The organism is Alistipes sp. Marseille-P5061, from assembly GCF_900290115.1.
Classification (GTDB): Bacteria; Bacteroidota; Bacteroidia; order Bacteroidales; family Rikenellaceae; genus Alistipes; species Alistipes excrementigallinarum.
Genome location: NZ_LT985751.1, coordinates 13,672 through 37,187 on the forward strand (window position 1 = coordinate 13,672; position 23,516 = coordinate 37,187).

The 23,516-nt window shown below is 55.9% G+C and carries 18 protein-coding genes and 1 pseudogene; 2 read left to right on the top strand and 17 right to left on the bottom strand.

Features of this window, described 5'->3' with window-relative positions; all coding sequences use genetic code 11:
- Nucleotides 1–77: 77 nt before the first annotated feature.
- The 3 genes from C8267_RS09405 to C8267_RS09415 are packed head-to-tail and all read right to left on the bottom strand — an operon-like array spanning nt 78 to nt 4,910.
- Nucleotides 78–3,098: a type I restriction endonuclease subunit R gene (locus C8267_RS09405; protein ID WP_106634446.1), complete on the bottom strand. Its 3,021-nt coding sequence runs from the start codon at nt 3,096–3,098 to the stop codon at nt 78–80.
- A gap of 5 nt (nt 3,099–3,103) precedes the next feature.
- The gene (locus C8267_RS09410) at nt 3,104–4,561 is read right to left on the bottom strand and encodes an AAA family ATPase (RefSeq protein ID WP_106634447.1); all 1,458 of its coding nucleotides are present in this window, start codon (nt 4,559–4,561) and stop codon (nt 3,104–3,106) included.
- 16 nt (nt 4,562–4,577) lie between these two features.
- A complete protein-coding gene (locus tag C8267_RS09415; RefSeq protein WP_106634448.1) occupies nt 4,578–4,910 on the bottom strand; it encodes a restriction endonuclease subunit S in 333 nt (110 codons plus the stop codon).
- A gap of 176 nt (nt 4,911–5,086) precedes the next feature.
- Here C8267_RS09415 and C8267_RS09420 point away from each other — a divergent pair, with 176 nt between their 5' ends.
- On the top strand, nt 5,087–6,067 hold the full coding sequence (locus tag C8267_RS09420; RefSeq protein ID WP_005794072.1) for an IS30-like element IS4351 family transposase: 981 nt from the start codon (nt 5,087–5,089) through the stop codon (nt 6,065–6,067).
- On the opposite strand, the gene C8267_RS09425 is transcribed toward C8267_RS09420, so the two are convergent.
- The 11 genes from C8267_RS09425 to C8267_RS09465 all read right to left on the bottom strand — a co-directional run bounded on the left by C8267_RS09425 (nt 6,036) and on the right by C8267_RS09465 (nt 17,298).
- The gene (locus C8267_RS09425; protein WP_106634449.1) at nt 6,036–6,992 is read right to left on the bottom strand and encodes a restriction endonuclease subunit S; all 957 of its coding nucleotides are present in this window, start codon (nt 6,990–6,992) and stop codon (nt 6,036–6,038) included. The two genes, C8267_RS09420 and C8267_RS09425, sit on opposite strands and share 32 nt — an antisense overlap.
- Nucleotides 6,989–7,474: a hypothetical protein gene (locus C8267_RS10955; RefSeq protein ID WP_158699770.1), complete on the bottom strand. Its 486-nt coding sequence runs from the start codon at nt 7,472–7,474 to the stop codon at nt 6,989–6,991. Before C8267_RS10955 ends, C8267_RS09425 begins: the two co-directional genes overlap by 4 nt.
- 2 nt (nt 7,475–7,476) lie before the next feature.
- Nucleotides 7,477–9,009, bottom strand: coding sequence for a class I SAM-dependent DNA methyltransferase (locus C8267_RS09430; protein WP_106634450.1), 1,533 nt, complete (start codon nt 9,007–9,009; stop codon nt 7,477–7,479).
- A 134-nt stretch (nt 9,010–9,143) separates the two neighbouring features.
- A complete protein-coding gene (locus C8267_RS09435) occupies nt 9,144–10,502 on the bottom strand; it encodes an AbiH family protein (RefSeq protein ID WP_106634451.1) in 1,359 nt (452 codons plus the stop codon).
- 91 nt (nt 10,503–10,593) lie between these two features.
- Complete coding sequence (gene mobV / locus C8267_RS09440; protein ID WP_106634452.1) at nt 10,594–12,018, bottom strand: MobV family relaxase; 1,425 nt, start codon at nt 12,016–12,018, stop codon at nt 10,594–10,596.
- 245 nt (nt 12,019–12,263) lie between these two features.
- Complete coding sequence (locus C8267_RS11145; RefSeq protein ID WP_326938171.1) at nt 12,264–12,449, bottom strand: toprim domain-containing protein; 186 nt, start codon at nt 12,447–12,449, stop codon at nt 12,264–12,266.
- Nucleotides 12,368–13,135: a CHC2 zinc finger domain-containing protein gene (locus C8267_RS11135; protein WP_326938170.1), complete on the bottom strand. Its 768-nt coding sequence runs from the start codon at nt 13,133–13,135 to the stop codon at nt 12,368–12,370. Before C8267_RS11135 ends, C8267_RS11145 begins: the two co-directional genes overlap by 82 nt.
- Before the next feature lie 2 nt (nt 13,136–13,137).
- Nucleotides 13,138–13,428: a helix-turn-helix domain-containing protein gene (locus tag C8267_RS09450; protein WP_010262055.1), complete on the bottom strand. Its 291-nt coding sequence runs from the start codon at nt 13,426–13,428 to the stop codon at nt 13,138–13,140.
- A gap of 245 nt (nt 13,429–13,673) precedes the next feature.
- Nucleotides 13,674–14,078, bottom strand: coding sequence for a hypothetical protein (locus C8267_RS09455; RefSeq protein WP_106634453.1), 405 nt, complete (start codon nt 14,076–14,078; stop codon nt 13,674–13,676).
- A 6-nt stretch (nt 14,079–14,084) separates the two neighbouring features.
- Nucleotides 14,085–15,926: an RNA-binding domain-containing protein gene (locus C8267_RS09460; protein WP_106634454.1), complete on the bottom strand. Its 1,842-nt coding sequence runs from the start codon at nt 15,924–15,926 to the stop codon at nt 14,085–14,087.
- Nucleotides 15,927–15,981: 55 nt separating this feature from the next.
- Nucleotides 15,982–17,298 carry a site-specific integrase gene (locus C8267_RS09465; RefSeq protein WP_106634455.1) on the bottom strand — a complete coding sequence of 439 codons (1,317 nt, stop codon included), beginning with the start codon at nt 17,296–17,298 and terminating at the stop codon, nt 15,982–15,984.
- A 615-nt stretch (nt 17,299–17,913) separates the two neighbouring features.
- On the opposite strand from C8267_RS09465, the gene C8267_RS09470 reads away from it, so the two are divergent.
- Nucleotides 17,914–19,056 (top strand): TlpA family protein disulfide reductase, encoded by a 1,143-nt coding sequence (locus tag C8267_RS09470; RefSeq protein WP_106634456.1) that lies wholly within the window; start codon nt 17,914–17,916, stop codon nt 19,054–19,056.
- Between the two features lie 329 nt (nt 19,057–19,385).
- Here the strand turns inward: C8267_RS09470 and xylE are convergent, their stop codons facing one another.
- From xylE to C8267_RS09485, 3 genes and pseudogenes are all read right to left on the bottom strand, one after another.
- Nucleotides 19,386–20,774 carry a D-xylose transporter XylE gene (gene xylE, locus C8267_RS09475; protein ID WP_106634457.1) on the bottom strand — a complete coding sequence of 463 codons (1,389 nt, stop codon included), beginning with the start codon at nt 20,772–20,774 and terminating at the stop codon, nt 19,386–19,388.
- 142 nt (nt 20,775–20,916) lie between these two features.
- Nucleotides 20,917–21,764, bottom strand: a pseudogene (locus C8267_RS09480) (xylose isomerase); the annotation flags it as partial.
- 921 nt (nt 21,765–22,685) lie between these two features.
- The gene (locus C8267_RS09485; protein ID WP_087361991.1) at nt 22,686–23,249 is read right to left on the bottom strand and encodes a sugar O-acetyltransferase; all 564 of its coding nucleotides are present in this window, start codon (nt 23,247–23,249) and stop codon (nt 22,686–22,688) included.
- Nucleotides 23,250–23,516 lie beyond the last annotated feature (267 nt).

The window sequence follows — 23,516 nt, forward strand, 5'->3', positions numbered from 1 at the left end:
TCGTAGATGTCTACGACGCGGTTTCTGTTTGAATTTGTACGGCATTTGTACGGCAGAGGGCCGGTTTGCCGTTTGGCTCAACTGTTTTCCGACCACATTTCGCACTGCTCCATGATGGTGTTCAGTGCGTCCTCCTGTCCCTCGGGCGGATATTTGTACTTCTTGAGCAGTCGTTTGACCAGCCGACGCATGCCGGCCCGGGCGCTCTCCTTCAGATTCCAGTCGATTGTCTTGTTTTTGCGCAGCGCATCGGTCAGCTCGTGTGTGATGGCCAGTAGCTGGTCGTTCGTGTAGAAGTCCCGCACGGCCTCGGGTTTGGTCAGCGCATCGTAGAAGGCCAGCTCTTCGGTCGTGAGGTGCAGCGCCTGGCCCGCCTTCTCGCCGTCGATAATCTCGCGGGCTGTCTTCAACAGCTCCTCGATTACCTCCTCGTTGGTCAGCATCCCCTTCAGGTAGTTGCTCATCGCCTGGGCGAGGATCTCCGAGAACTTCGCGGCCCGCACCGTGTTGGTCCGGCGGTAGAGCTGCACCTGTTCGGCAATCAACTTGCGCAGCAGCTCCACGGCCAGATTCTTCTCCTTCATGCGGCCGATCTCCTCGAGGAACTTCGGGTCGAAGAGCGAAAACTCCTCCTGCACGTCCGAGAAGAGGTTGATGACCCCTTCGCTCTGAATGCTCTGCCGGAGCAGCTCGTTGATGCGCTCGTTGATTTCGCGGAACGAAATCTTTCCCTTGCCCTCGACGCGCGTCAACAGCGTGCGCACGGCCTCGAAATAGGCCGCTTCGAGCCGCTCTTCGCGGTCGGGCATGCTCTGACACAGCGACAGCGCCTGCCGCAGCAGCAACGCCTCGCGGATGTAATCCTCCTTGACCTTCGCTCGCTCCGGAGCCTGCAGGAAGTCGGCGCCGCCGCTGATGGCCCGGGCACGTTCGAGGTCCGAATCGCCCCGGAATCCCGCGTAGTCGTAACCGTGCAGCAGGTCGCGGCACACCTCCAGCTTCTTCCGGAATTCCGGATAGGCCGTCTTGGCGATGTCGGGGTCGCCGTAGTTGCGGCGGTCGCGCAGCGTGTAGTCGTTCATCGCCTGCCTGAGGGCCGAGGCGATGCCGACGTAATCGACCACCAGACCGCCCTGCTTGTCGCCGAAGACGCGGTTCACGCGCGCAATGGCCTGCATGAGGTTGTGCCCCGCCATCGGCTTGTAGACATACATCGTCGCCAGCGAGGGGACGTCGAACCCCGTCAGCCACATGTCCACCACGATGACAATCTTCAGCGGCCCGGCATTGTCCTTGAACCGCCGCTCCAGCTCCTTCTTGTGGGCGTCGTTGCCAATCACGGCCCGCCACTCCTCGGGGTCCTTGTTGCTCGAAGTCATCACCACGGCCAGCTTCTCGCTCCACGCCGGGCGCATCTCCAATATCCGATGGTAAATCTTCATCGCAATCGGCCGCGAGTAGGCCACAATCATCGCCTTGCCGGTCTGTTCCCACTGGCGGAACTCCTCATAGTGCTTCACGATGTCCTCGCACAGCGACGCCACCGTCGCATCTGCCCCCAGAATCGAGTCGATACGCCCCAACTCGCGCTTGCTCTTCTCGATGGCGTACTCCTCGGCCTCCTCGGCCATCGCGTCGTACTCGGCATCGATACGGCGCAGCGTCTCCTCGTCGAGGTGGAGATTGACGACGCGGCTCTCGTAGAAGACCGGACGCGTGGCGCCGTCCTCGACGGCCTGCGTCATGTCGTAGACGTCGATGTAGTCGCCGAAGACCTCGCGCGTCGAGCGGTCCTTCTGCGCAATCGGGGTCCCCGTGAAGCCGATGTAGGTGGCATTCGGCAGGGCGTTGCGCACCAGCCGCGCCGCTCCCGTGCGCACGCGCCCCGTGCGCGGGTCGATGTGCTCTTCCAGCCCGTACTGGCTGCGGTGCGCCTCGTCGACCATCACCACGATGTTGCGGCGCTCCGACAGCGGCCCGTCGCCCTCCTCGAACTTCTGCATCGTCGAGAAGAAGATGCCGTTTGCCTCGCGCCCGGCCAGCAGCTCGCGCAGATGGGCGCGGCTCGACGCCTGCACGGGCACCTGTCGCAGAAAGTCGCTGCACTGCGCAAACTGACCGTACAGTTGCCCGTCGAGGTCGTTGCGGTCGGTCAGCACGACAATCGTCGGCGAGGCCATCGCCCGCTGCAACCGCTTGGCGAAGAAGACCATCGACAGCGACTTGCCGCTTCCCTGCGTGTGCCAGAAGACCCCGCCGCGGCCGTCCGTCTCGGCGGCGCGGAGCGTCGAATCGACGGCCTTGCGCACGGCGTAGAACTGGTGGTAGGCGCTCAATATCTTGATGTCTTGCCCGTCCTTCTCCGAGCAGCAGATGAAGCCGCCGAGCAGCTCGATGAAGCGGCTCTTCTCGAACATCCCGCGGAAGAGGACGTCGAAATTGGCGTAGCGCGCGTCCTCCAGCTTGCCGTCCACGGTCTTCCACTCCATGAATCGGTCCTCGCCCGCCGTGATGGTCCCGGCCTTGGTCGTAGCCAGGTCGCTCATCACGCAGAAGGCGTTGTAGACGAACAGCGAGGGAATCTCCTGCATGTAGTTGCGCAGCTGGGCGTAGGCCTCCGAGACGTCGGTCGCCTCGCGCGAGGGGGATTTCAGCTCGACGACCACCAGCGGCAACCCGTTGACGAAGACGACGATGTCGGCCCTGCGCACCGAACGCTCCTCGACCGTCCACTGGTTCGCGACCGTGAACCGGTTGCGCATCGGGAGGTCGTAATCCACCAGCCGCACCAGCCCTGCGCGCTGCTCTTTGCCGTCGAAGTAGTTGACCGCCACGCCGTTCTGGAGCATGTCGGTGAACCGGGCGTTTTTGCGGGCGAGCGAACCGCTTTCGTGGGTGCGGATGCGGGCGATTGCCTCGGCGATGGCGGCGCGCGGGAGCGAGGGGTTTATGCGGACGAGTGCATCTTCGAGAATCTCCAGACAGAGGGGCTCGGCGAAGTCCCTCACGACATCGGGGCCGTAGAGGTACTCGTAACCGAGCAAGTCTCGGAATATTTCGAGGATGGCGTTTTCGAAATGGGCTTCGGTGAAGGGCATAATGATTATAGAAGTTGTATTATTTTTAAGCAAGAAGTTACATATTGTCGTAATTCGTTATCATAAATTTGTTCTTCCATATATTTGGGATTGGAGTGATGATAAGTTTTACAATACTCATTGATGTCAGATATAGTATCATATATTGATCCTTTTAATCTATGTAGTGGAGATTGGGAGTCGCATTTTCTTATATGATCTAAAAAGTTTCCTAACCATTCATTGTCTGTTACTACATCGTAATATTTTAATCTAAAGATTCCTTCTATTACAGGTCTCATGCATCTAATTACATCCCGTCTTTCAATGTCTGATATGGCTCCCTTCTCAAGGTATTTTCTTAGCACATGTATATCTTTCGAAATACCAGTCATTGTTTCTAATTCTATATCATTTTTAATAAATCTACTGGAAGAATTACTCCAGACGATTTTTAGATTAGTACAATCTGGAACTTTTCCACAAAAATCTTTCACGAAATTTAAATCATGGCTAAGTAAAAAAAATTGAGCGGATTTTTCTGCTAAACGATTAAGAATCGATGTTGTAATGTTTCTTCGTCTTGTATCAAAAGATGATAATGGATCATCAAAAACAATAATTCGTTCGGCTATATCGGGAAGTAATTCAATTCGAGCTAGGAAAAATGATAGTGCTAAAGAACTTTTATCACCTTCGCTTAAAGAATGTTTTAATGAAATGCTAGATGAATCAGTTCTTGCTTCGATGTCGTTGATTAGTAGATGGTATACTAACTGGCGGCCTTTTTTGTTTAATTTGACTAATTTTAAGTTAGGATTAAATTTGCTTAAATATTTATTTACGGCAGTTAAATATTTTTCTCCATATTGCTCAACGAGATTGTCAAGTTCTTTTTCTATGGTAAGTCGTTTTTTTAGCCATTGTTCTCGGACTAATCGAAGCCTGGCGAGTCTTAACTTTAGCTCGTTTTCAATTGGGGTTCTTTTATTTTTCTTTATATTTTCTTGTAGTGTTTTGATGCTGTTTCTAAGGTTCTGACAATGTTTTATCGCTATTTTTAAGTTGGGCATCAGGTCCTTATTGCAGTATGGCAGAATTATATCGAAGAAACCAGTGGGGTTCTCATAATTCCCTAGGGAAATAATATAGGAATTGGATTCTGCGTAATATGTGTCGTAAACCTCTATTTTGTCTACATTATGATTCCATCGTCCATTGTTATATATAGTCGCCTTATGATTAATCATAAAGGAGATATTTATATTTTGAGAAGTTTGTAACGATTTCCTTTTGGACACATTTTCAATATCAACTTGAGATCCAGATAACGATTTTAAGATTTGGGTAAAAGTTGTTTTGCCGGATCCATTTTCTGCGTAGATGGTATTGATTTTACTGAATGTTCCATCCCAATAATTAGGACTTATGGTACAATTAATAAATCGTCCACAGTTTTTAATATATAATAACTTGTCAATCATGATTTAAGGTGGATAGTTAGTATGTTTCTCTGATTTTTATTTCTCCGGCCATCAATTTGGGCAGCAGGGTGTCGCGCAGGGCGGAAAGGGTCTGATTTTCGTGTGTAAGAAAATTAATTTTATTAAAAAATGGCTCTATTATGGAGTGAAATGCCCTTAATGTAGTTCTTGGGGGTAATATTATTGGTAGATTTTTAAAATCAGTTTTATTAAATTTGGGTTGTGCGGAACCGCTTTTTATTCCTTGTATTAGAGATTGTCCTTGAAACCATTTGAACCAAATATATAAATAATATAATATTTGGGATTCTTTAGGGCGTAACATAATAATGTTGTTACCCAAAGTCATTGGACGATCCTTGAGTTCAACTTATAAATGCAACTTTTTGGGTGCGGATAATAAGCAATAAAAACATTTATTTTTCAGAGAGGAAAGAGAGACAATGTCCCCCTTTCTCTCACTCTGAATGGATAAAGTTTGCTATCTTTGCTTTAATTGTCCGTCCAAAGAAAAAAAAGTTGCAGATGAGCAAACATATAACCGAGGAACAAAGGTATGCAATTTCTATGATGTTGCAAATACCGATGAGCAAAAAAGCAATAGCGGAAGCTATCGGAGTAGATAAAAGCACTGTTTACAGGGAGATAAAGCGCAATTGCGACGCCCGAAGTGGTAGCTATAGCATGGAGCTTGCCCAGCGAAAAGCAGACAGGCGCAAGCAGCAAAAACATCGCAAGGAAGTGCTTACACCGGCAATGAGAAAACGGATAATAAAGCTGTTGAAGAAAGGATTCAGCCCGGAGCAGATTGTCGGCAGGAGCCGCTTGGAGGGAATTGCGATGGTATCTCACGAAACGATATATCGCTGGATTTGGGAGGATAAGCGGCGGGGTGGCAAACTGCACAAATATCTTCGCAGACAAGGTCGCAGGTATGCCAAACGTGGTTCTAAAAATGCAGGGCGAGGATTTATCCCAGGCAGGGTGGATATTGATGAGCGTCCCGAGATAGTGGAACTGAAGGAGAGATTTGGTGATTTAGAGATAGATACAATTATTGGTAAGAACCACAAAGGTGCCATTCTTACCATTAACGACAGAGCAACAAGCAGGGTCTGGATACGCAAGTTGTCGGGAAAAGAAGCCATCCCGGTAGCTAAGATTGCAGTATGGGCACTGCGGAAAGTGAAAAACTTAATACACACAATTACGGCTGACAATGGAAAGGAGTTTGCAAAGCACGAGGAAATTGCGCAAAAATTGGAAATAAAATTCTATTTTTGCAAACCATACCACTCATGGGAACGTGGTGCCAATGAAAACACCAACGGGCTTATCAGGCAGTATATCCCAAAGGGTAAGGACTTTAGTGAAGTAACCAACAAACAGATTAAGTGGATTGAAAATAAACTCAATAATCGACCTCGTAAAAGACTTGGATACCTCACGCCAAACGAAAAATTTAAACAAATTATTAATCAGAATTCTGTTGCATTTGCAAGTTGAATTCAGCATCTAATTTAGGACATAAAAATACACTTCCTACATCGCCTACATTTGATATAATAATTTCATTGCCAAATAGTGCTGATTTTGAGAGGAATTCATATGCATGTTTATTAACATATGTTTCAAATTTTTTATCTTTTAAGTCTACATTACGAATAAAATATGCGTAATCTTTTTCTTGGAGAATAGTTACATTGTCTTTTAGTGAGGCGAAACTTCCATTTGCAACAAAATCGGTGATTATCATGGGAATTTCACCTGTTTTTATTATCTGAAAATCATTAGGGATTTTTCCTAATTCGGAATCGACAAAGGGGCCGTCGCGGAAGGGTTCGAAATCCACAAACCACGACCGGAAGAGGGCCTGCGCCTGCGCCTCCAAATTCGCATTGATCCGCCGATTCAATTCGATTTTATCGAATAGTAAATCCATCAAGTGAATATATCGTGCTTGCTCCTTTTGGGAAGGTAGGCTAATAGATAGATTTAAAAATCTTTTCGTGTCGATTTTCCCTGCTCCAATACCTGTCGTTTCAAGCATGGAAGACAATAACTCTTTATTACCGTACAACCAATAATATAAAAACTTAATGCTCGTAACGTCTTCTTGTTTAAGCACGATGTTTTTAACGTCTTGATTGTAGGCAACGTCAGATACTACATAGCAGACAGGGATTCTATTGAATAAACCGCTTCCGCGAGTTAATAACAAAATGCTATCCTTTTTTGCAATCTTACTTCCTGCTTGTAGGCCTTCTTCCGTAATAAATAAATCGGATGTAGAGATAAAATCATCGTACATTGATTTTGCACTTATCCATGGAATAGAACCTCCCCAATAATCTGGATTTGATTTATCGGGTGTTCCGCCGGATTTTAGTTGTATTATATCCCCCAGCCGATATGTTTTCCATTCACTCATTTTTTGGGAAATCGATAAGATAAATCAAGATCAACTATAGACAAATCGAAAAGATATTCTTGGGAATATGATTTACCGGATAAATCCATATAGGTATAGGACAAGGAAAGTTTGTGGCCTTTTATTTTATTCCACATCGTCTCTGTGGAAATAATCAATTCTTTTCCTGAAGCCAAGAAAAAAGAACCAGTTTCTAATCTTTCCAATTTTTGTCTTAATGGATCACCACTTTGCTTTTGTTCAATCAGATATGGGTCAATTTTGATTTGGATATTTGTTGCTGGGTATGCTCCAGAATTAGTGAACTTATAGCAGACAATATTGTCTATTCCGCAAATTTCAGCCAAAACTTTCGGTTTTGTAGCATCTTTCCGCAAAATATGATTTTGCCATCCCATATAGATATTGATGATGACGAGAATAAGTGTCAATAGAACCGTAAAGGCTCCATTGTATTCATTGAGGAATTCGATAAAACACATATCTACTTCATTTTATACCCTATACTCTCCAACTGCCGGCGGATCTCCGCCTCCAGATCGTGCGACCGCGCGAACAAACCCGAAAGCTCGCCCGTCAGCCGCTCCATCTTCGCCGCGAAGGGTTCCGAATCCTCCGCCTGCGCCGCGATACCCACATACCGTCCCGGCGTCAGAATAAACTCCTGCGCCGCAATCTCCGCGGTCGTCGCCACGGCGCAGAAGCCCTGCTCCGCCTCCAGCCGTCCCTCGGCGTAGGCCCGGTAGGTGTCGGCGATGCGCTGGATGTCGCCCCGACGGGCCGGCTCCTCCGACTCGCAGTCAGTTAGCTCGCGCAGCTTGCGCGTGACCATCGTCCCGAGGTTGCGCGCGTCGATGAAGAGCGTATGGCCCGGCTGCGTCTTGGCCTTGTTGAAGAACCAGATTGAGACGGGAATCTGCGTCGTATAGAACAACTGCGGAGGCATGGCCACGATGCAGTCCACCAGGTCGGCCTCGACCAGCCGCCGCCGAATGTCGCCCTCGCCGCCGCTCTGGCTCGAGAGCGAACCGTTGGCCAGCACGACGCCCGCACGCCCCGTCGGGGCCAGATGGTGGATGATGTGCTGAATCCACGCGAAGTTGGCGTTGCCGTTGGGTGGGGTTCCGTACTTCCAGCGCACGTCGTCGGCGAGTTTGTCGGCGCCCCAGTCGCTGAGGTTGAAGGGTGGATTGGCCAGCACGAAGTCGGCCTTGAGCGTCGGGTGGCAGTCGTGGAAGAAGGTGTCGGCGTTGTATTGCCCCAGGTCGGCCTCGATGCCCCGGATGGCGAGGTTCATCTGCGCCATCTTCCACGTCGTGGGGTTCGAATCCTGGCCGTAAACCGAGATGTTGTTGATGTTGCCCGCGTGGCTCTCGATGAAGCGTGCCGACTGCACGAACATCCCGCCCGAACCGCAGCAGGGGTCGTAGACACGCCCCCGGAAGGGTTGAAGCACCTGCACGAGGGTTTTGACCACGCACGCCGGGGTGTAGAATTCGCCGGCCAGCTTGCCCTCGGCCTCGGCGAAGCGCGAAAGACAGTATTCGTAGGTGCGGCCGAGGATGTCCTTCGAGTCGCCGTGCTGGTGCATGCGGATGTTGGTGAAGAGGTCGACGACCTCGCCCAGACGCCGTTTGTCGAGCTCGGGCCGTGCGAAGTTCTTCGGCAAGATGTCCTTCAGACGCCGGTTTTCACGTTCGATGGCCCGCATGGCGTTGTCGATGGCGGTGCCGATTTCGGGGGTGTGGGCCTGTGCGGCGATGGTCTCCCAGCGCGCCTCGGCGGGGACGTAGAAGATGTTCTCGGCGGTGTATTCGTCCTTGTCCTCCTCGAAGCCCTCGCCCTCGTCGACGAGCTGTCGGTATTTGGTCTCGAACTTGTCGGAAATGTATTTCAGGAAGATCAGCCCCAGCACGACGGACTTGTATTCCGACGCGTCGATATTGCCGCGCATCTTGTCCGCTGCGCGCCAGATCTCCTTCTCGAAGCCGATATCGGCCGTATTCATGGTTGCCATAGGTAATTGGAAAAGAATATTTCAAGTAAAGATAGCGGTTTTTCGGGAAAGTCCGTGCAATTTTTCATACAAAAACGGTGCGGCGGGGCAGGTGTATGAACGTACAGATCAATAATAAGCCCAGGATTTCGGGCTTATTCGACCAATGGTACCAGCGGAGAAGACAATGTCTTGTTCACGACGATGTCCCGCATTTCGGATTTGTCGTTGAAGTTTCGGGAGATATTCCGAATCAGATTGCTGTAGTCGTCGGTGCCATCTTTCCTTTGATGGTAGAATGCTTTTATTGAGAAACAGTTGCGATGTTCGAACAGTTTATGGAGGAGCGTCCGGTCCGAATTCCCGCAGGAATGCCCCATGATGAAGATCTGGTAGGGTTGGGACTCGATAAAGTCCAGCATTGCTCGATAGTTCCCGGTTTCGAAGTATCGCATGGACTTGATGTTCTCGAGAAATTCGTTGTCCTGCAGGTTCTCAATGTTACGATAATCGTCGTCCAATTCATCTCCATATCCGAAAATAATGGGATTGTCCGGATTGTTCAACTCTCCGTGAATATGGATTACTTCACAATTTTTGTCGGCATATAGCTGTTCGGCGGTTCGGGTATAATTGAAGTTTAGGATCAGTGTTTTTTCCGGCGTGAAATGCGTCTTTGTAAAGTTGCTGTTCTTATCCTCCATGTTTTTCCAGATATAATGTCGGACCTTGTCTTCCCTTGATTGGCAGAACAAATACTTTGAGTCGGTTTTTTCGTCTTCGGAGATGACATCCTTCCTGTTGAGAGAAACGATATGGCTCATAATGGATTCCAGCAGCATCTGGTATTTTGAACAAGCTACCTCGGCCAACTGGACCTGGCTGTGAAAAGCTTCTTGTATGGACGGGTGTTTTGTGATTTGGGCTGATGCCGTAATTTCCGTTAGATATTGTTCGAGTAGGTTTTTGATAGCTTCGAACTCCAGATTCAATTGTTTGGCCGAGGTGTTGCTTGAGATCCGTCTCATCTGCTTGCTGATCGTTTGCTTCAGAACTGGATCGTTTGCAGTATACGAGTCGGTCGACAGGATCTCTTTCAATTTGTTGTAATATTCATTCTCAATATCCACCCAGTTTTTCAACGAATAGAGTTCTGACAGGTGCTTCAGAAACTGATTCTTGAATTTTAAGGAGCATGATCCTTGGATGGTATCGTCTTGGTTTATTCCGTTTATGAATTCGCATATGTCGGCATATGCGTTGTCTGCTAACCTGGATTCGAAAGAAAAGCGCTCTCCATGCCCCTTTTCCCGAAAGACCTGAAATGAAATCAGGTCATCTTCATATGGGTCTGGCATATTGATCTGTCCGAAGTGTTCGGCCATCCAACGGTCGTAAGGCCTGAATATCTTGTAAGATACAGTTTCCCAATAATGGTTGATAAAATCGGTGTATCCTGTGGGTAGCTGGTGGGCCTTGTCAAAACCATTGCCGATAATGATGACTCTATTCATGCGTTTTATATTGATATGATTTTATCTATAAAATTAGGATAAAAAATGGATAGATGTTTTGTTTTACTACACAATTTGCAGAGGGATTGCTTTACCGCTTGATGGTGTGTCGCCGGATGACGGGGCGTTCGGGGCGGACGGGGTAGCCCAGGCGGGTCATGAGCTCCACGTACCGTTGGCGGAACCAGGCGTGTGCGGGCTGGCGGTCGATGAGCAGCTGGAAGCCTCCGGGGCCGTTCGGGTCGCGTTGCAGGCGGATCTCGGTATTCGAGACGTCGAAGCGGCGCGAATACTCTCGCGTATAGAGTTCGCCCGATACATAGAGGGGTTTCATGGCGATGATCTCGCGGGCGCCCGACTCCGGGATTCCCATGTCGCGGCAGTATTCGCCCCAGCTGAGGAGCGTCTGCGTGTCGGGCAGCCAGTGTTCGATGCGGTCGAGCTTTGCCTGCAGCTGCTGTTCGGCCTGCTCATGTCGGGCCTTCTCCTCGCGATTGGCACGGTTCAGCGACCCGATCTGTTCGTGCAGGGCGGCGTTTTCCGCGTTGAGTCGGTCGATCTCCTGCTGCTGCCGCTTGACGCGCGAGGTGCCGATCATCGCTCCGATCTCCTCGACGATATTCGACCCGACCTCCGCCGCGGCGTTTTTCAACCTGGCACCCTTCAGCTCGCCCTTCACGCTCTTCAACTCGGCCTCGGTGCGGTTCAGCTCGGCGCTCTTCTGCGCCTGGAGCGTGGCGGTCTGTTCATACTCGGTGCGCACCTGCCGCTCCTGTTGTTTGAGCTGCTCGACAGCCTTCCGCTTCTGCTCTTCGAGACGGAGCAGCGCGTCGATGTTCTCCTGCAGATCCTGCTGCTGGGCGATGGCCTGGCGATAGAACTCCTGCGTGGTGACGTGACGCGCCTCCGAACCGTCGATGCCGCGCTCCAGCCCGTATTTGGACATCGCCGCGGCATAGCTGTCCTGATACTGCTTGAGGCGGACGCGCGACATGACGTCGTCGGCGCAGAGGCGGGGCCGGGCGGCGGATTTCGGGCGGTAGTGCCGTTTGCCGGGTGTTTCGGATACAACAGCGCGGGCCTTACGGCGCTCGCCCGTGACGATGGGCACCACGGCGGCGTGGATATGCGGGGTCGATTCGTCGCGGTGTACAACGGCCGAGACGACGTTCTCCGCCCCGAAGGTTTCGCGCAGCCAGGCGAGGTTGTCGGCGCACCACTCCGGAAGCCGCCCCTCCTCTTCGATGCGCTTCATCGCGTCGTGCGAACCGGTCAGCATGACGCGGATCACCCGCACCTGGTTGGTCCCGATCTTACGTGTGAGACCGGCGTGTTCGAGGCGGTAGTTGATCGCCTCCGTACGGTCGGCCACCTCCTCGGGAAACTCGACGATCTCCTCGTTGAGGCAGGTGCGTTCGGGTGAGGCGTTGGTAGGTATCTTCGTGCGGGCGATGTGGGCGGTCATGGCCGCCTCGTTGCCCGGGGCTTTGTCGAGATGCAGGACGGCATATCCCATGGTACGGTCGTTTTTCGGAGGGTTGTGTGGTTGAAGAAGGGACCGCCCTGGCGGTCGGCGTGCGCAGCACGACAGGGGGTGTCCAGAGGGGCTTGACCCTTTGGCCTATTGGGGCTTTTTCAGCGTCGGCGGGCCGATGCGTCGGAAAAAGCCCTAATAGGCTATGGCTTTTTCCTCGGGGGAAAAGCCGCGGTCGCGAAGCGGCCGATGGGTGGGCGACGGTTCCGGCGTCATTCCGGGCGACGTTACAACTTGCGGCCGCGACGACGCGGCGTGCGGGAAACCTTCGCGGACGATCGGAGCGATTCGTTCAGATCCTTGTGGGCACGGTAGCTCTCCGCACGGTCGATCACGGTCGCATCGGGCAAGGCGTTGCGCAGCCGTTCGAGGGCGAGACGCCCCGCCGCGTCGTTGTCGAGGAAGGCGTGGATCGTGGCGTGGCGTGCGAAAAACGGAAGGGCGCGGGGAAGGTTGACCACGGAGTTGAGCACGGCGGTGTCGGCTCGTGCTGCAGCGTCAGGTAGGAGAGCAGGTCGAAGAAGCCCTCGAAGAGCAGCGCCGTGTCGCCGTGCCGGTCGAAGGTCGTGATGGATTTCGGGGTGTTGCTCCCCTTGAACTGTGGGTTGCACAGCTCCCAGCCTCCGGCGTCGTTGCGGAAGCCGATGGCGAAGAAGCGCCGCTCGCCGACGGCGTAGTGAACCTCGCGGCACAGCGCTCCGGCCACGGCGGGGGCGATGCCGCGTTCGCGCAGATAACCGATCAGCGCCGGGTGGCGAATCTCCCCGACACCGAGAATCCGCAGCGGAGAGTCTTCGCGTGTCAAGGCGGTCGTGAGAGGCTGGAAGGGGACTTCGTCTGCGGATCCTTTGCGCAGGCTCCGAATGGCTTCTGCCATGCCGCACCCTTCGAGGCGCATGACCAGCTGAAGAAGCGTGCCCCCTTCACCCAGCCCGAAGTCGTACCAGAGCCCCTTGTCGTAGCGGACGCTGAAACTGGGGGTGTGCTCCTCGCGCAACGGCGAGAGGAACATGCCGTGGGTGGCGGTTTCACGGTGGGGCTGCAGCCCCCGGCGGAGGAGATACTCCCGGATGCCGATGCACTCTGTTGTCGTCTTCATGGCTATCGGCTTTTGATGGGGACGATCCGGTGCAGTGCCGCCTCGACATCGCTGTCGCGGAAGAGTACGCGCCCGCCGATCTTGTGGGCGCGGATCCGGCCGCGATTCACCCAGTCGTTGAGCGTCACGAGCGAGATGCGCAGGCGGCGGGCCGTCTCGCGGCGGGTCAGATAATTCGGTGTCTCGGCGGAGGGTTCGGGGTGGAGCTGCCGCAACTCGTCGCGCAGCGATTCGCGAATCATCTCCGAGAGCTGGTCGGCGGTCATGCCGCTCAGAAAGATTTCCTTGGTCATAACGATTCGAATTTGGTTGATGACGCAAAGAAAGGCTTTCCGCACCCCTCCCGAAAACAGCGAATGGCGTTACAAATCAGCGCCAACCGATGCCAACCGGTGCCACGCCGAAGACATGCCGTTGTCTGTTTCCGGATTTTGGCATTCGTTTGCTTCGGTTGGCACTGCCGTGTAATCGGATTCTGCTCGGGACAAAAAAAGAGGGCGGCGGATGCCGTCCTCGTTGGTGATGCGGATTTTCGAGCCTATCGGAACCTTTCCAATACCTCACGAACGGCATTGGCCGCAAAGAGGGTGTCGCCGCTGCTTGAGATCTGAACGCGGCACGGCTCCAGCCATCCGTTTGTAATCCACCGGTCGAGTGTCGGACGTGCGACGCCCAGCGCCTCGGCCAGCTCCTTTTTGTTGAAGAGCCGGCTGCCGTTTGCCATTAGATACCGCTCGCCCTTGTGTACGCCCAGCCAGTAGTCGAAGCGGCGGAGGATCGCGTCGGCATCCTTCAGCTTCGGCTCATACCGTTCGTAAGCCCAGATGTGCAGGCTCGACGGATCGAATCCGGCAAACTCCGGCCGCTGGTGCAGCTCCCGGACGAGCGTTTCGAAACTCTCCAGCTCGGAGGCCCGGATCGTTATTTTTCGACGGCGCGGCATGGCTGGCTATCTCTTTTTTGCACGGTATCGCTGATGGGGATGTTTCGGCATATTGGGATATTCACGTTCCAACAACCCTTCGGCAACCATGATAGGGATGGCTCTGTTTTTCAGGTATCGCAGACTTTTCCCTACTTTGTTTGCAATGGTTTCCAGCGATTCAAAATCAACACATGCCTGCAGAATAGCTGTGTGTAATTCGCTGGAAGATAATCTTCTGCGCCTTTCCTTATCTGGAGAGCTAGCAACATTACTAGCAACATTACTAGCAACATTACTAGCAACATTCCCGGGGAGTCCCCCCTCCCGGAATTTTTTATTGATTCTGTAGTGCGTGCCGCGGCCGATTCCCTCGGGAATAAGGTATCGGTCGTTGCATAACTCTTTGAGCAACTTTGTGATATCGGCACTGTGCTTGTCCAATACCAATTGCATCCGGTAGTTGGTGACCTCGCCCTCGCTGCAACAGGTCGCCAGGGTCATCAACTTGTTGTGTTCTATGGACGTTATCTCCTCACCGAACAAGGATTTCAGATAGGAGATGACCTCATCGGATAACAAACTGACAAGGGGCAATGTCAATACGACTTTGTCGGGGTGGGTGATCTCCTCGATTCGCGGATTGCGGTAATTTGCCTTTTTCCAACCTTGCATGATCTTGTCGGCACCGCTTCCGGCCTTTTCCGCTGAACCGATCAGCATGAACATCGTTTGCAGGGCCTTGTTGCGGCATACGCTGTTGCCTCCCTGATAATATTGGGCAATGGAGAGCAGCAGGGAACCTGGATTGGAGAATATGTAACAATCCTTGTGTAGTTCGATCGTAATGTTCGAGTCGACCGAATAGTCGCAATGGACCAGTGCATTGATAAACGCTTCGCGTAGAGCCGTATGTGTCGGCGTTTCGTCCTCCCTGATGCCGTCCTTCAGGGCGAAAGGCTTGGGCAGGGCTGCGGCCAGCTTGGGATAGACCCGGTAGTAGAATTGGAACAGATTCGCCTCCCAGGTGCCGTCCGGGCAGATGCGGTCTGTCCAGCGGTCGTCGGGGTTGGAACTGAAATATTCGCGGTAATCGGGAAAGTATTGCGGACATCCGTAGGCGTCGGTGATGCTGTCCGTTTTGCCGAACATCAGCAGACCGGCAAGTGTCAGTCCCTCGATCTTTTCTCGCCGATCGATCCGGTAACCCTTCAATTTCATTAGGAAATGTTTGTCGTCCAGCAGCAGCCACGGATGATCGGGGCTTTTGGTTGCGACCAGCCGGCGGTATTGCTCAAGAGTTGCCTTGTCAATATCCTGCTCGATGGTAAATTCGGGCAGAATTTTGTAATCACGGGGATGCTCCGTGATATCGGCGTCGGCGAACATGCGTTGTATTTCGCTTGCATCGCACCGATAGTCTCCTTCGTAATTCCGCTTGAATGTATTCTCGGGGTTGTTATGCAGATATACGGGAATCTTGTTGCGGGGAGCCCGTGGCACATTGAATACCAGGACATAGCTCCCGTTGTACTCGCCATCCTGCACGTCTTTCTCCTGCAGAACGTTTGCGCTGCAATGAGCCTTGTTGTTTACGTTGTCCCAAAACTCCTTTTTGTATTTGCGCGCCTGCTCCAGAGTGATGCCGTCAAGTGTGAATTTCCCGTCCTTCTCTTTGACGCCCAATACGATGACTCCACCTTGCGTATTGGCGAAAGCGGAGTAGGTTTCCCACAAGCTGCCCGGAAACCCTCCCCTGGCGGATTTGAACTCCACCTCGGCCGATTCACAGTCGGCCATCAGAGACTCGATTTTTTCTATAAAATCGTAGTTGTCGAACAGCGTTAATTCCTTCGTATCGTCTTTCATTGCATCAGTCTGTTTTAACAAAGTTAAGAAAATTCCTGGACAACACTCTTTCAGATTATCGTGTTGTGTTGCTTGCCCCCGAAAAATAGGGGTGGCTCATCAGCTCCATAGCGGTTTGCTCCTCGGTGATTTTGATATACTTCATAAATTCCCGTTCGGTCTTGTGACCCGTGATCTTCATGATGGCGATGGTCGGGATCCTCGCCAGATACATGTTCGTTGCGCCGCTGCGGCGTGCCGTGTGGGTCTTCACCAGGTCGCACTTCTCGACCAGCCGGCTCTTCTTTTCGCCATTCTCGATGTAGGAGACCTCGACCTTCTCCGTGATGCCCGCCTCGCGTGCAATCTCCTTGATGAGGTGGTTCACCTTCTGCTCGTAAGTCCTCGGCAGCCGGTTGTCGTACTTCTCCAGGATGGCCTGCAGCTCGGGCCGGACCGGAATGACGACGTGGTTGCCGGTCTTCTGCTGCTTGAGGTCGATGACCTGCTGCCCGTTCTCCAGCGTGCGGATGTTGCCTTCGTTGATGGTCGAGTAGTCGCTGAAGCGCTGCGCCGTGTAACACCCCACCAGAAAGATGTCGCGGGCAACATCCTTGTGCCGGTTTTTCGAGAGGTCGAGCGCGGCGATGGCCCGGATCTCCGACTCCGTCAGGTAGATGTTCTCCACGTCGGCCGTCAGCACGCGGAACTTGCGGCTCTCGATCGCTCCGTTGTCGTGCAGACCCTCCTCGCGAGCCGCACGCATGATGATCTTCAGCTCCTTGACGTGGCGGCCGATCGTATTGACGGAGTAGTTCTTGGCGGAGAACCAGGCGACGAAGTCGTCGTAGAACTTCAGGTCGATGTCGGCAAAGTCGAACTGCTTGCGTTTGGCTTTGCAGTACTCGTCGAACTGCACGACGAACCCCTTGTAGTTCTTGATGGTCGAGGGGCCGTAGCGGAGTTTGTGGATGTTCAGCCGGGTGCCCTCCTCCATCTCGCGCGTGAAGCGGGCGATGTAGTCGCCGAGCGATTCGCGGCTGCGGACGCGACGCCCGGTGGTGAGGCTGCGCGGGTGGTGGAAGCTGTAGATGATCTTCTCCAGCCGCGTCTTCGTCATTGCGTGCTCGGGATCCTTGGCAATCTCTCCGAGGATGTGGCTGCGCAGTTCGGAAAGGTTTTTGGTCAGCTCGCGCCCCTGTTGCTCGGTGAAATCGTCGGTAAAGGTGAAGCGGCTCTTGACCGTCTGCTTTTTATCATCCCAGGCGTCGGAGAGCACCAGATACTGGGTATCGGCATAGAACGAGGTGTGCCGATCGACGTTGAATCGGATGAGGACCTTGGTCAGGATTCCCTTGCGGGTTGTGCGGATGCGGTAGGAGAAAGTAGCCATACGGTTGGGTTTTATCTTCGGGACAAAGATAGGAAATTTGTACGGCATTTGTACGGCATCGGCCGAATTTTCGAAAACTTCCAGACCTCTCAGTTGATGAAAAACGGCTGTAAAATATTGATATATAGATAAAATAAAATTAAAATCGGTAAAATTGGATTCGAATTTATGGCGTCCGCTTCAGACCTCACAGAAACCGCGTTGTAGGTGTCTGCAACGCGGTTTTCTTTTGTCCTGTTGCGACGTTGTCCTGCCACAGCGTTTTGGGGCGTTATGAAGCGTCGCGCTGTTCCCTCTGCCGGCGCGGAGTGTCGGCGCGGGGCCCGTGTGGGGTCCGTGTGGGGCCCGTGTGGGGCCCGTGTGGAATCTGTATGGGGCCTGCGTGTGGGGCGTGGGTATAGGGCATGTGCGTGTATGTGTGGGGCTTGGATGCGGGGCGTGCTTCGGTGCGGAAATTGATTTGCATCAATTCCTCGTTCGCGCGAAACACCTAATTTTGTCGTCGGGAGTCGCTGCCGGCATCGCGCGGCAGGGCTTCCGCTTCCCGTTCGCTGTCGGAAGTCTCTCCGGCAGGCGCCGGGTGGCAATCGTGGAACGAACAAAAAATCGTAGAGAATGAAAGGAGTTGCACTCGCTGTGGCCCTGCTGGCGACCATGGCCCTGAATCTGTCGGCCCGCAATTTTACGCTCAGGGGGCGTTTTACCGATGTTGCGAACGATACGCTGCGGATAGAGTACGTCGTGCGCGAACCGGAAAAGAGGGTGGTGAATGCCGCTGTTCCCGTCGATGGCGAGGGTCTCTTCACCTATGAATGCTCGCTGGTGCAGGCCTGCCAGGCCTCTCTGGCCGTTCGCTCGACCGGTGGGAAGGAGTCTCTCTTTTTCGTCCCCGGCGAGCGTGCGGAGGTGGAGGGCCCCTTTGCCTCCGCCAGCGACTGGCGCATCGGGGGCTCGGCCTTCTATCAGCGGTTCGACAGCCTCCGGCAGCAGCTGGTACCCTTCTACCGGGAGTTTGACGCCGTGCGGGCCCGGTATGAGCGGGATGTGGCCGGGGGGCTCGACCGCACGGAGGCCGACAGCATCCGCAAGGCGGCCAATCTCGCCATAAACAGGCGGTTGTGGGTGGTTGCCGGCCGATACCTGAGCAGCCATACCGACGACGAGCTTTCGGCCGTGCTCCTGCTCAACCAGAACTATACGGAGATACTGCCCGCCATCCGGAGGCTCTCGCCCGAGGTGCGGAACGGGCGTTTCAGAAGCTACATCGACGTGATAGAGTCCATCTTCTCCCGCGTGGCCCGGGAGCAGCAGGTGGCCGCAGCCGCGAGGCCGGAGCTGGAGGTGGGGCGCCCTGCGCCGGACTTTACGCTGAAGGACATCAACGGCGAGGAGTTCCGGCTGAGCGCTCTTTTCGGACGGGGCAAGTATGTGGTCGTCGACTTCTGGGGGTCGTGGTGCTCGTGGTGCATTCGGGAATTCCCCACCCTGGAGGAGTACTGTCGCCGCTATGGGGAGCGGCTGGAGATTGTCGGCGTGGCCTGCAACGACAGGCAGGAGCGGTGGCGGGCCGCTGTGGCGAAGAATCGGATGCCGTGGCTGCAGGTTTTCTCGCACGACGGAACCACGGAGGTGCGCTACGGCGTGACGGCCTATCCGTTCAAGGTTGTCCTGTCGCCCGAGGGGCGGGTGCTGGCGTGCTTCAAGGGGTCGGGCGAGGCTTTCTACCGGCTGCTCGACCGCCTGTTGCAGGGCGATTGACGGCGCCGTCGCTGTCGCTGTCGCGGGTGCGGCCGGGCGGCCGTGTGTGGCCGGGAGCGGCCGGGTGAGGCACCCCGTCTCCCGCGTGTGAAAGGCGGGCGTCCGGAAGCGGAACGGCCCGGTCGGATGAAATCCTGCGCTCCGGATAAGACAAAAACCCCTGTCCGCAACCATGCGGACAGGGGTTTTCGTTGAAGAGCGGGTCGAATCCGCGGCCCGGAGGCTTTGGGAACGGCCCGGGAATCGTTGGGGCCCCGTTCGGCGCTGGCCGGGTCCTCTCAGAGCCGGGTCTGTCCGGGAAAGGGCCCGGACGGCGGGCTCTGGGGTCATTACTTGCGCCAGAGGGCCGACAGGAGCGACATGAAGGCGTAGATGCAGTAGGTGCCCCCCACGCTCCAGCCGCTCAGCGACGGGAAGGTGGCCGAAACCAGGAAGTTCGAGACCCACTGCGCCGCCACGGCGATGGCTACGGCCTGCGAGCGAATCGTGTTGGGGAAAATCTCCGAGATGAGCACCCAGCAGATGGGGCCCCACGACATCATGAACGAGGCGGTGTAGAGGATGATGAAGACGAGCGCCGCAAGGCCGATGGCGTCGGTGAACGACAGCACGGCGAGGGCCAGCATGCCTATCATCATGCCCGTCGAGCCAATCATCAGCAGCGGCTTGCGTCCCACCTTGTCGACCGTGAAGATGGCCACCACCGTGAAGATGATGTTGACCACACCCATGACGACCGTCTGGAGCATCGAGGCGTCGCCCGTGGCTCCCATGTTGGCGAAGATGCGCGGCGCGTAGTAGAGCACCACGTTGATGCCGATGGCCTGCTGGAAGAACGAGAGCAGCACGCCCACGGCGATGACCATGCCTCCGTAGGCGAAGAGCCGCTCGCGCCGCTCGTGGACCGTCGACTTGATGTCGGCCAGAATCGAGTGTGCCTCCGAGGTGCCGTTGATGCGCTCCAGAACGGCGAAGGCGCGCCGGTCGTCCCCCTTGAGGGCGAGGTAGCGCGGCGTCTCGGGGACGAGCAGGATGAGCAGCAGGAAGGCGCCTGCGGGAAAGGCCTCCGAGAGGAACATCCGCCGCCAGCCGACGGCGACCATGGCCGTCTGGATGGCCTCGGCGGTGTCGCCCAGGTTGTTGTGGATGAGGTAGTTGACGAAGTAGACCACCAGCATGCCGAAGATGATGGCGAACTGGTTGCACGAGACGAGCGTGCCGCGGATGCGTGCCGGTGAGATTTCGGCGATGTACATCGGGCACAGGGCCGAAGCCAGGCCGACGCCCACGCCGCCGATGATGCGGTAGAAGTTGAACGATATGAGCAGCGCGCGCGAGGCTTCGCCGTAGGGCAGGATGCCGCTTTCGGGCCACCACGACCCGACGGCCGAGACGAAGAAGAGCACGGCGGCCACGATGAGCGAGCGCTTGCGGCCCAGCCGCGAGGCGCAGAAGCCCGAGATGGCGCCGCCGATGATGCAGCCCAGCAGGGCGCTCGAGGCGGTGAAGCCGTGCAGCCACGGCGTGTAGTCAAAGTCGCGCGCCGTGCGGAAGAATTGGTCGAGCGCCTGTTCGGCACCCGAGACTACGGCCGTATCGTAGCCGAAGAGCAGGCCGCCGATGACGGCGACCATGACGATGGAGAGCAGGTAGAGGCGGCTCCCCGTTTTGGGTTCCGAGGTCATTGTCGAGGGGTTGGTTTTGGCGGGGCGACGCATCCGGTACCGACACGCCGTTCGCCCGCCGCACGGGGCTCCCCGGGTGAGGGGGCGGTGCGGCGGGGGCGGAACAGCTTGTCGGAAGGCGCTCCGCATGCGGCGGAGCGCTCCGGGCAGGATACCGGCGGGTCGCCGGGTGTGGTTATGCGTACATGTTGACGATGGCCTCGTAGAGCTCCTGCTTGCCGCTGCGCTGCACGGGTTCATGCGTGCGGGCGTACTCGGCAACCTGCTCGAGCGTCAGGCGGCCCTCCTCGAAGAGCTTGCCTTCGCCCGAATCGTAGGAGGCGTAGCGCTCCCGGAGCATCTTCTCGTAGGGCGAGTTGTCGAGGATGTCGGCGGCGATGAGCAGCGCGCGCCATGACATCCATGGCCGAGATGTGGGCGATGAAGATATCCTCCAGGTCGGTCGAGTTGCGGCGCGTCTTGGCGTCGAAGTTCGTGCCGCCGGCCTTCAGACCGCCGCCGCGCAGGATGACCATCATGGCCTGAACCATCTCGTAGAGGTCAATCGGGAACTGGTCCGTGTCCCAGCCGTTCTGGTAGTCGCCGCGGTTGGCGTCAATCGAACCCAGCATGCCGGCGTCGACGGCGCACTGCAGCTCGTGCTCGAAGGTGTGGCCGGCCAGCGTGGCGTGGTTCACCTCGATGTTGACCATGAAGTCCTTGTCCAGGCCGTGGGCGCGCAGGAAGCCGATGACCGTCTCCGTGTCGGCGTCGTACTGGTTGCTTCATCGGCTCCATGGGCTTGGGCTCGACGAGGAACGTACCCTTGAAGCCCTTCGAGCGGGCGTAGTCGCGGGCCATGCGCAGCATCGTGGCCATGTGCTCCTTCTCGCGCTTCATGTCGGTGTTCAGCAGCGACATGTAGCCCTCGCGGCCGCCCCAGAAGACGTAGCACTGACCGCCCAGCTCGATGGTGGCGTCCAGCGCATTCTTGATTTGCAGCATGGCGCGGGCTGCGGCGTCGAAGTCGGGGTTGGTCGAGGCGACGCAGGCGCCCGTTTCAATGTCCATTAGCGACACCTTCACCGAAGAGGAGCCGATGTCTATGCCTAAACTTTTCATGAATGCGAAGATTGGGGTTGCCGGAAGTTCGAATTTCGGCACGTAAAAGCTTATCTGCAAACGTTAGGGCTCTTTTTCGTGAACGGAAAAGGTCGCACGGGAGGGTGTTGCGGCGCGTGGATGCTGTGGGGGCGGAGAGGTTCCCCGCAGCGGGGCGGTTCTCCGGCGCAGGTGAGGCGCTGTTGCGAGGGGGACGGAGCGGTTGGAGGGGTGCCGGAGCGGTGTGGCATGGGGGTGCGGCGTAAGGCGGTTCCCCGGTGCGGGTGAGGCCGGTGGATTGCGAAGGGCGGTGTCGAGGGTCCGGAATGGTTGGCGGGGTGCGGTGCGGGCTTCCGTTTCTCTGGCGGGCGCAGGGGGCCGGGTGCTGTCGCTTATTGCAATCTGACGCTGCCGACGAATAGGGGAGGCGAGGTCAGTGAGGTTAGGTGAACGGGTAAGAACATANGGCAGGGGCTTCCCGGGGCTCGGACGGGTTTCCCCGGGGTCGGATGGGTTTTTCCGGGGTCGGACGGCGGGGCGATTTTCCGGCGGCGGGGCGGGTGCGACGGCTTCTGCGAGGTCTGCGGTGCGTTCGGGCGGCTCTCATTGCGAAAAACCCCGGCTGAAGCCGGGGTGAGGGATGCCGCATGCGGGTTGCGGACCGAAGGGCCGGCATCGGCGCGGGGTGATTCATCGGGCGGGTACGGGCTCCGGTTGGCTCCCGGGCCTGTTCCCGGCTCCGTGGGGACCGATTCGGGCCTCTTTCCGAAGCCGGTTCCGATTCCCGGCTCCATCGGGCCCCGGGTTTTGTTCCCGGGTTCTGTCCCCGGGCTCGGGCCCACCGCCTCCCGTTCCGGGCCCTTGCTACTTGCGAATCGGGCGGATGACGCGCGCCGGATTGCCCGCCACAATGGTGTCGGCCGGGACGTCGTGCGTGACCACCGAACCGGCCCCCACGATGGCGTTCTCACCGATGGTGACCCCCGGAAGCACCACCGAGCAGGCCCCTATCCAGGCGTTGCGGCGGATGAGAATCGGCCGCCCGTAGACGTTGTGGCGCAGCTCGGGCTCCTCGGCATGGTTCTCGGTGATGAGGTTGACGTTGGGGCCGATGAAGACCCCCTCCTCAAGGGTGATGCCGCCGCGGTCCATGAAGGTGCAGCCGTTGTTGACGAAGACGCCCCGGCCGAAGCGGATGAACTGTCCGAAGTCGGTGTGGAACGGGGGAACGACCCATACCGAGTCGTCGAGTTGCTGGCCGGTCAGCTCGCTCAGGGCGGCGCGCACCTCGGCGGGGGTGCGGTAGGAGGAGTTGAGTTCGCCGGTGATGCGCATGCCGCGCAGCAGCGCCTCGTAGAGGCGGGGATATTCGGGGTCGCTGTCGAGGATGAGCTCGCCCGCTTTCATGCGTTCGAAGATGTCTGCCATGGTATTCGGATGTCGGGCGATGGGTCCGACGGTGCAAAGATAGCGCTTTGTGCGCTGCGGGGGATGACCGGAATTCCGGTTTGTGCAACCCCGATTCCGGCAGGGGCGATGGCGGGGAGCGGGACGGAGCTGCGGGGAAAGGAGCGGGGGGAGGCGGAGCGGCCGTGCGTGACTCTTTTATAATAAGGAGCCAGGGGGGGAGTGGATGGAGCCGGGGTGGCGGATGGACCCGGGGAAGCGGAAGGGGTTGTTCCGCCCCGGCCTTGG

Excerpts from the sequence above, each read along its gene's own strand:
- C8267_RS09405 (WP_106634446.1), bottom strand. The coding sequence starts at position 3,098 with ATGCCCTTCACCGAAGCCCATTTCGAAAACGCCATCCTCGAAATATTC.
- C8267_RS09410 (WP_106634447.1), bottom strand. The coding sequence starts at position 4,561 with ATGATTGACAAGTTATTATATATTAAAAACTGTGGACGATTTATTAAT.
- C8267_RS09415 (WP_106634448.1), bottom strand. The coding sequence starts at position 4,910 with ATGACTTTGGGTAACAACATTATTATGTTACGCCCTAAAGAATCCCAA.
- C8267_RS09420 (WP_005794072.1), top strand. The coding sequence starts at position 5,087 with ATGAGCAAACATATAACCGAGGAACAAAGGTATGCAATTTCTATGATG.
- C8267_RS09425 (WP_106634449.1), bottom strand. The coding sequence starts at position 6,992 with ATGAGTGAATGGAAAACATATCGGCTGGGGGATATAATACAACTAAAA.
- C8267_RS10955 (WP_158699770.1), bottom strand. The coding sequence starts at position 7,474 with ATGTGTTTTATCGAATTCCTCAATGAATACAATGGAGCCTTTACGGTT.
- C8267_RS09430 (WP_106634450.1), bottom strand. The coding sequence starts at position 9,009 with ATGGCAACCATGAATACGGCCGATATCGGCTTCGAGAAGGAGATCTGG.
- C8267_RS09435 (WP_106634451.1), bottom strand. The coding sequence starts at position 10,502 with ATGAATAGAGTCATCATTATCGGCAATGGTTTTGACAAGGCCCACCAG.
- mobV (WP_106634452.1), bottom strand. The coding sequence starts at position 12,018 with ATGGGATATGCCGTCCTGCATCTCGACAAAGCCCCGGGCAACGAGGCG.
- C8267_RS11135 (WP_326938170.1), bottom strand. The coding sequence starts at position 13,135 with ATGAAGACGACAACAGAGTGCATCGGCATCCGGGAGTATCTCCTCCGC.
- C8267_RS09450 (WP_010262055.1), bottom strand. The coding sequence starts at position 13,428 with ATGACCAAGGAAATCTTTCTGAGCGGCATGACCGCCGACCAGCTCTCG.
- C8267_RS09455 (WP_106634453.1), bottom strand. The coding sequence starts at position 14,078 with ATGCCGCGCCGTCGAAAAATAACGATCCGGGCCTCCGAGCTGGAGAGT.
- C8267_RS09460 (WP_106634454.1), bottom strand. The coding sequence starts at position 15,926 with ATGAAAGACGATACGAAGGAATTAACGCTGTTCGACAACTACGATTTT.
- C8267_RS09465 (WP_106634455.1), bottom strand. The coding sequence starts at position 17,298 with ATGGCTACTTTCTCCTACCGCATCCGCACAACCCGCAAGGGAATCCTG.
- C8267_RS09470 (WP_106634456.1), top strand. The coding sequence starts at position 17,914 with ATGAAAGGAGTTGCACTCGCTGTGGCCCTGCTGGCGACCATGGCCCTG.
- xylE (WP_106634457.1), bottom strand. The coding sequence starts at position 20,774 with ATGCGTCGCCCCGCCAAAACCAACCCCTCGACAATGACCTCGGAACCC.
- C8267_RS09485 (WP_087361991.1), bottom strand. The coding sequence starts at position 23,249 with ATGGCAGACATCTTCGAACGCATGAAAGCGGGCGAGCTCATCCTCGAC.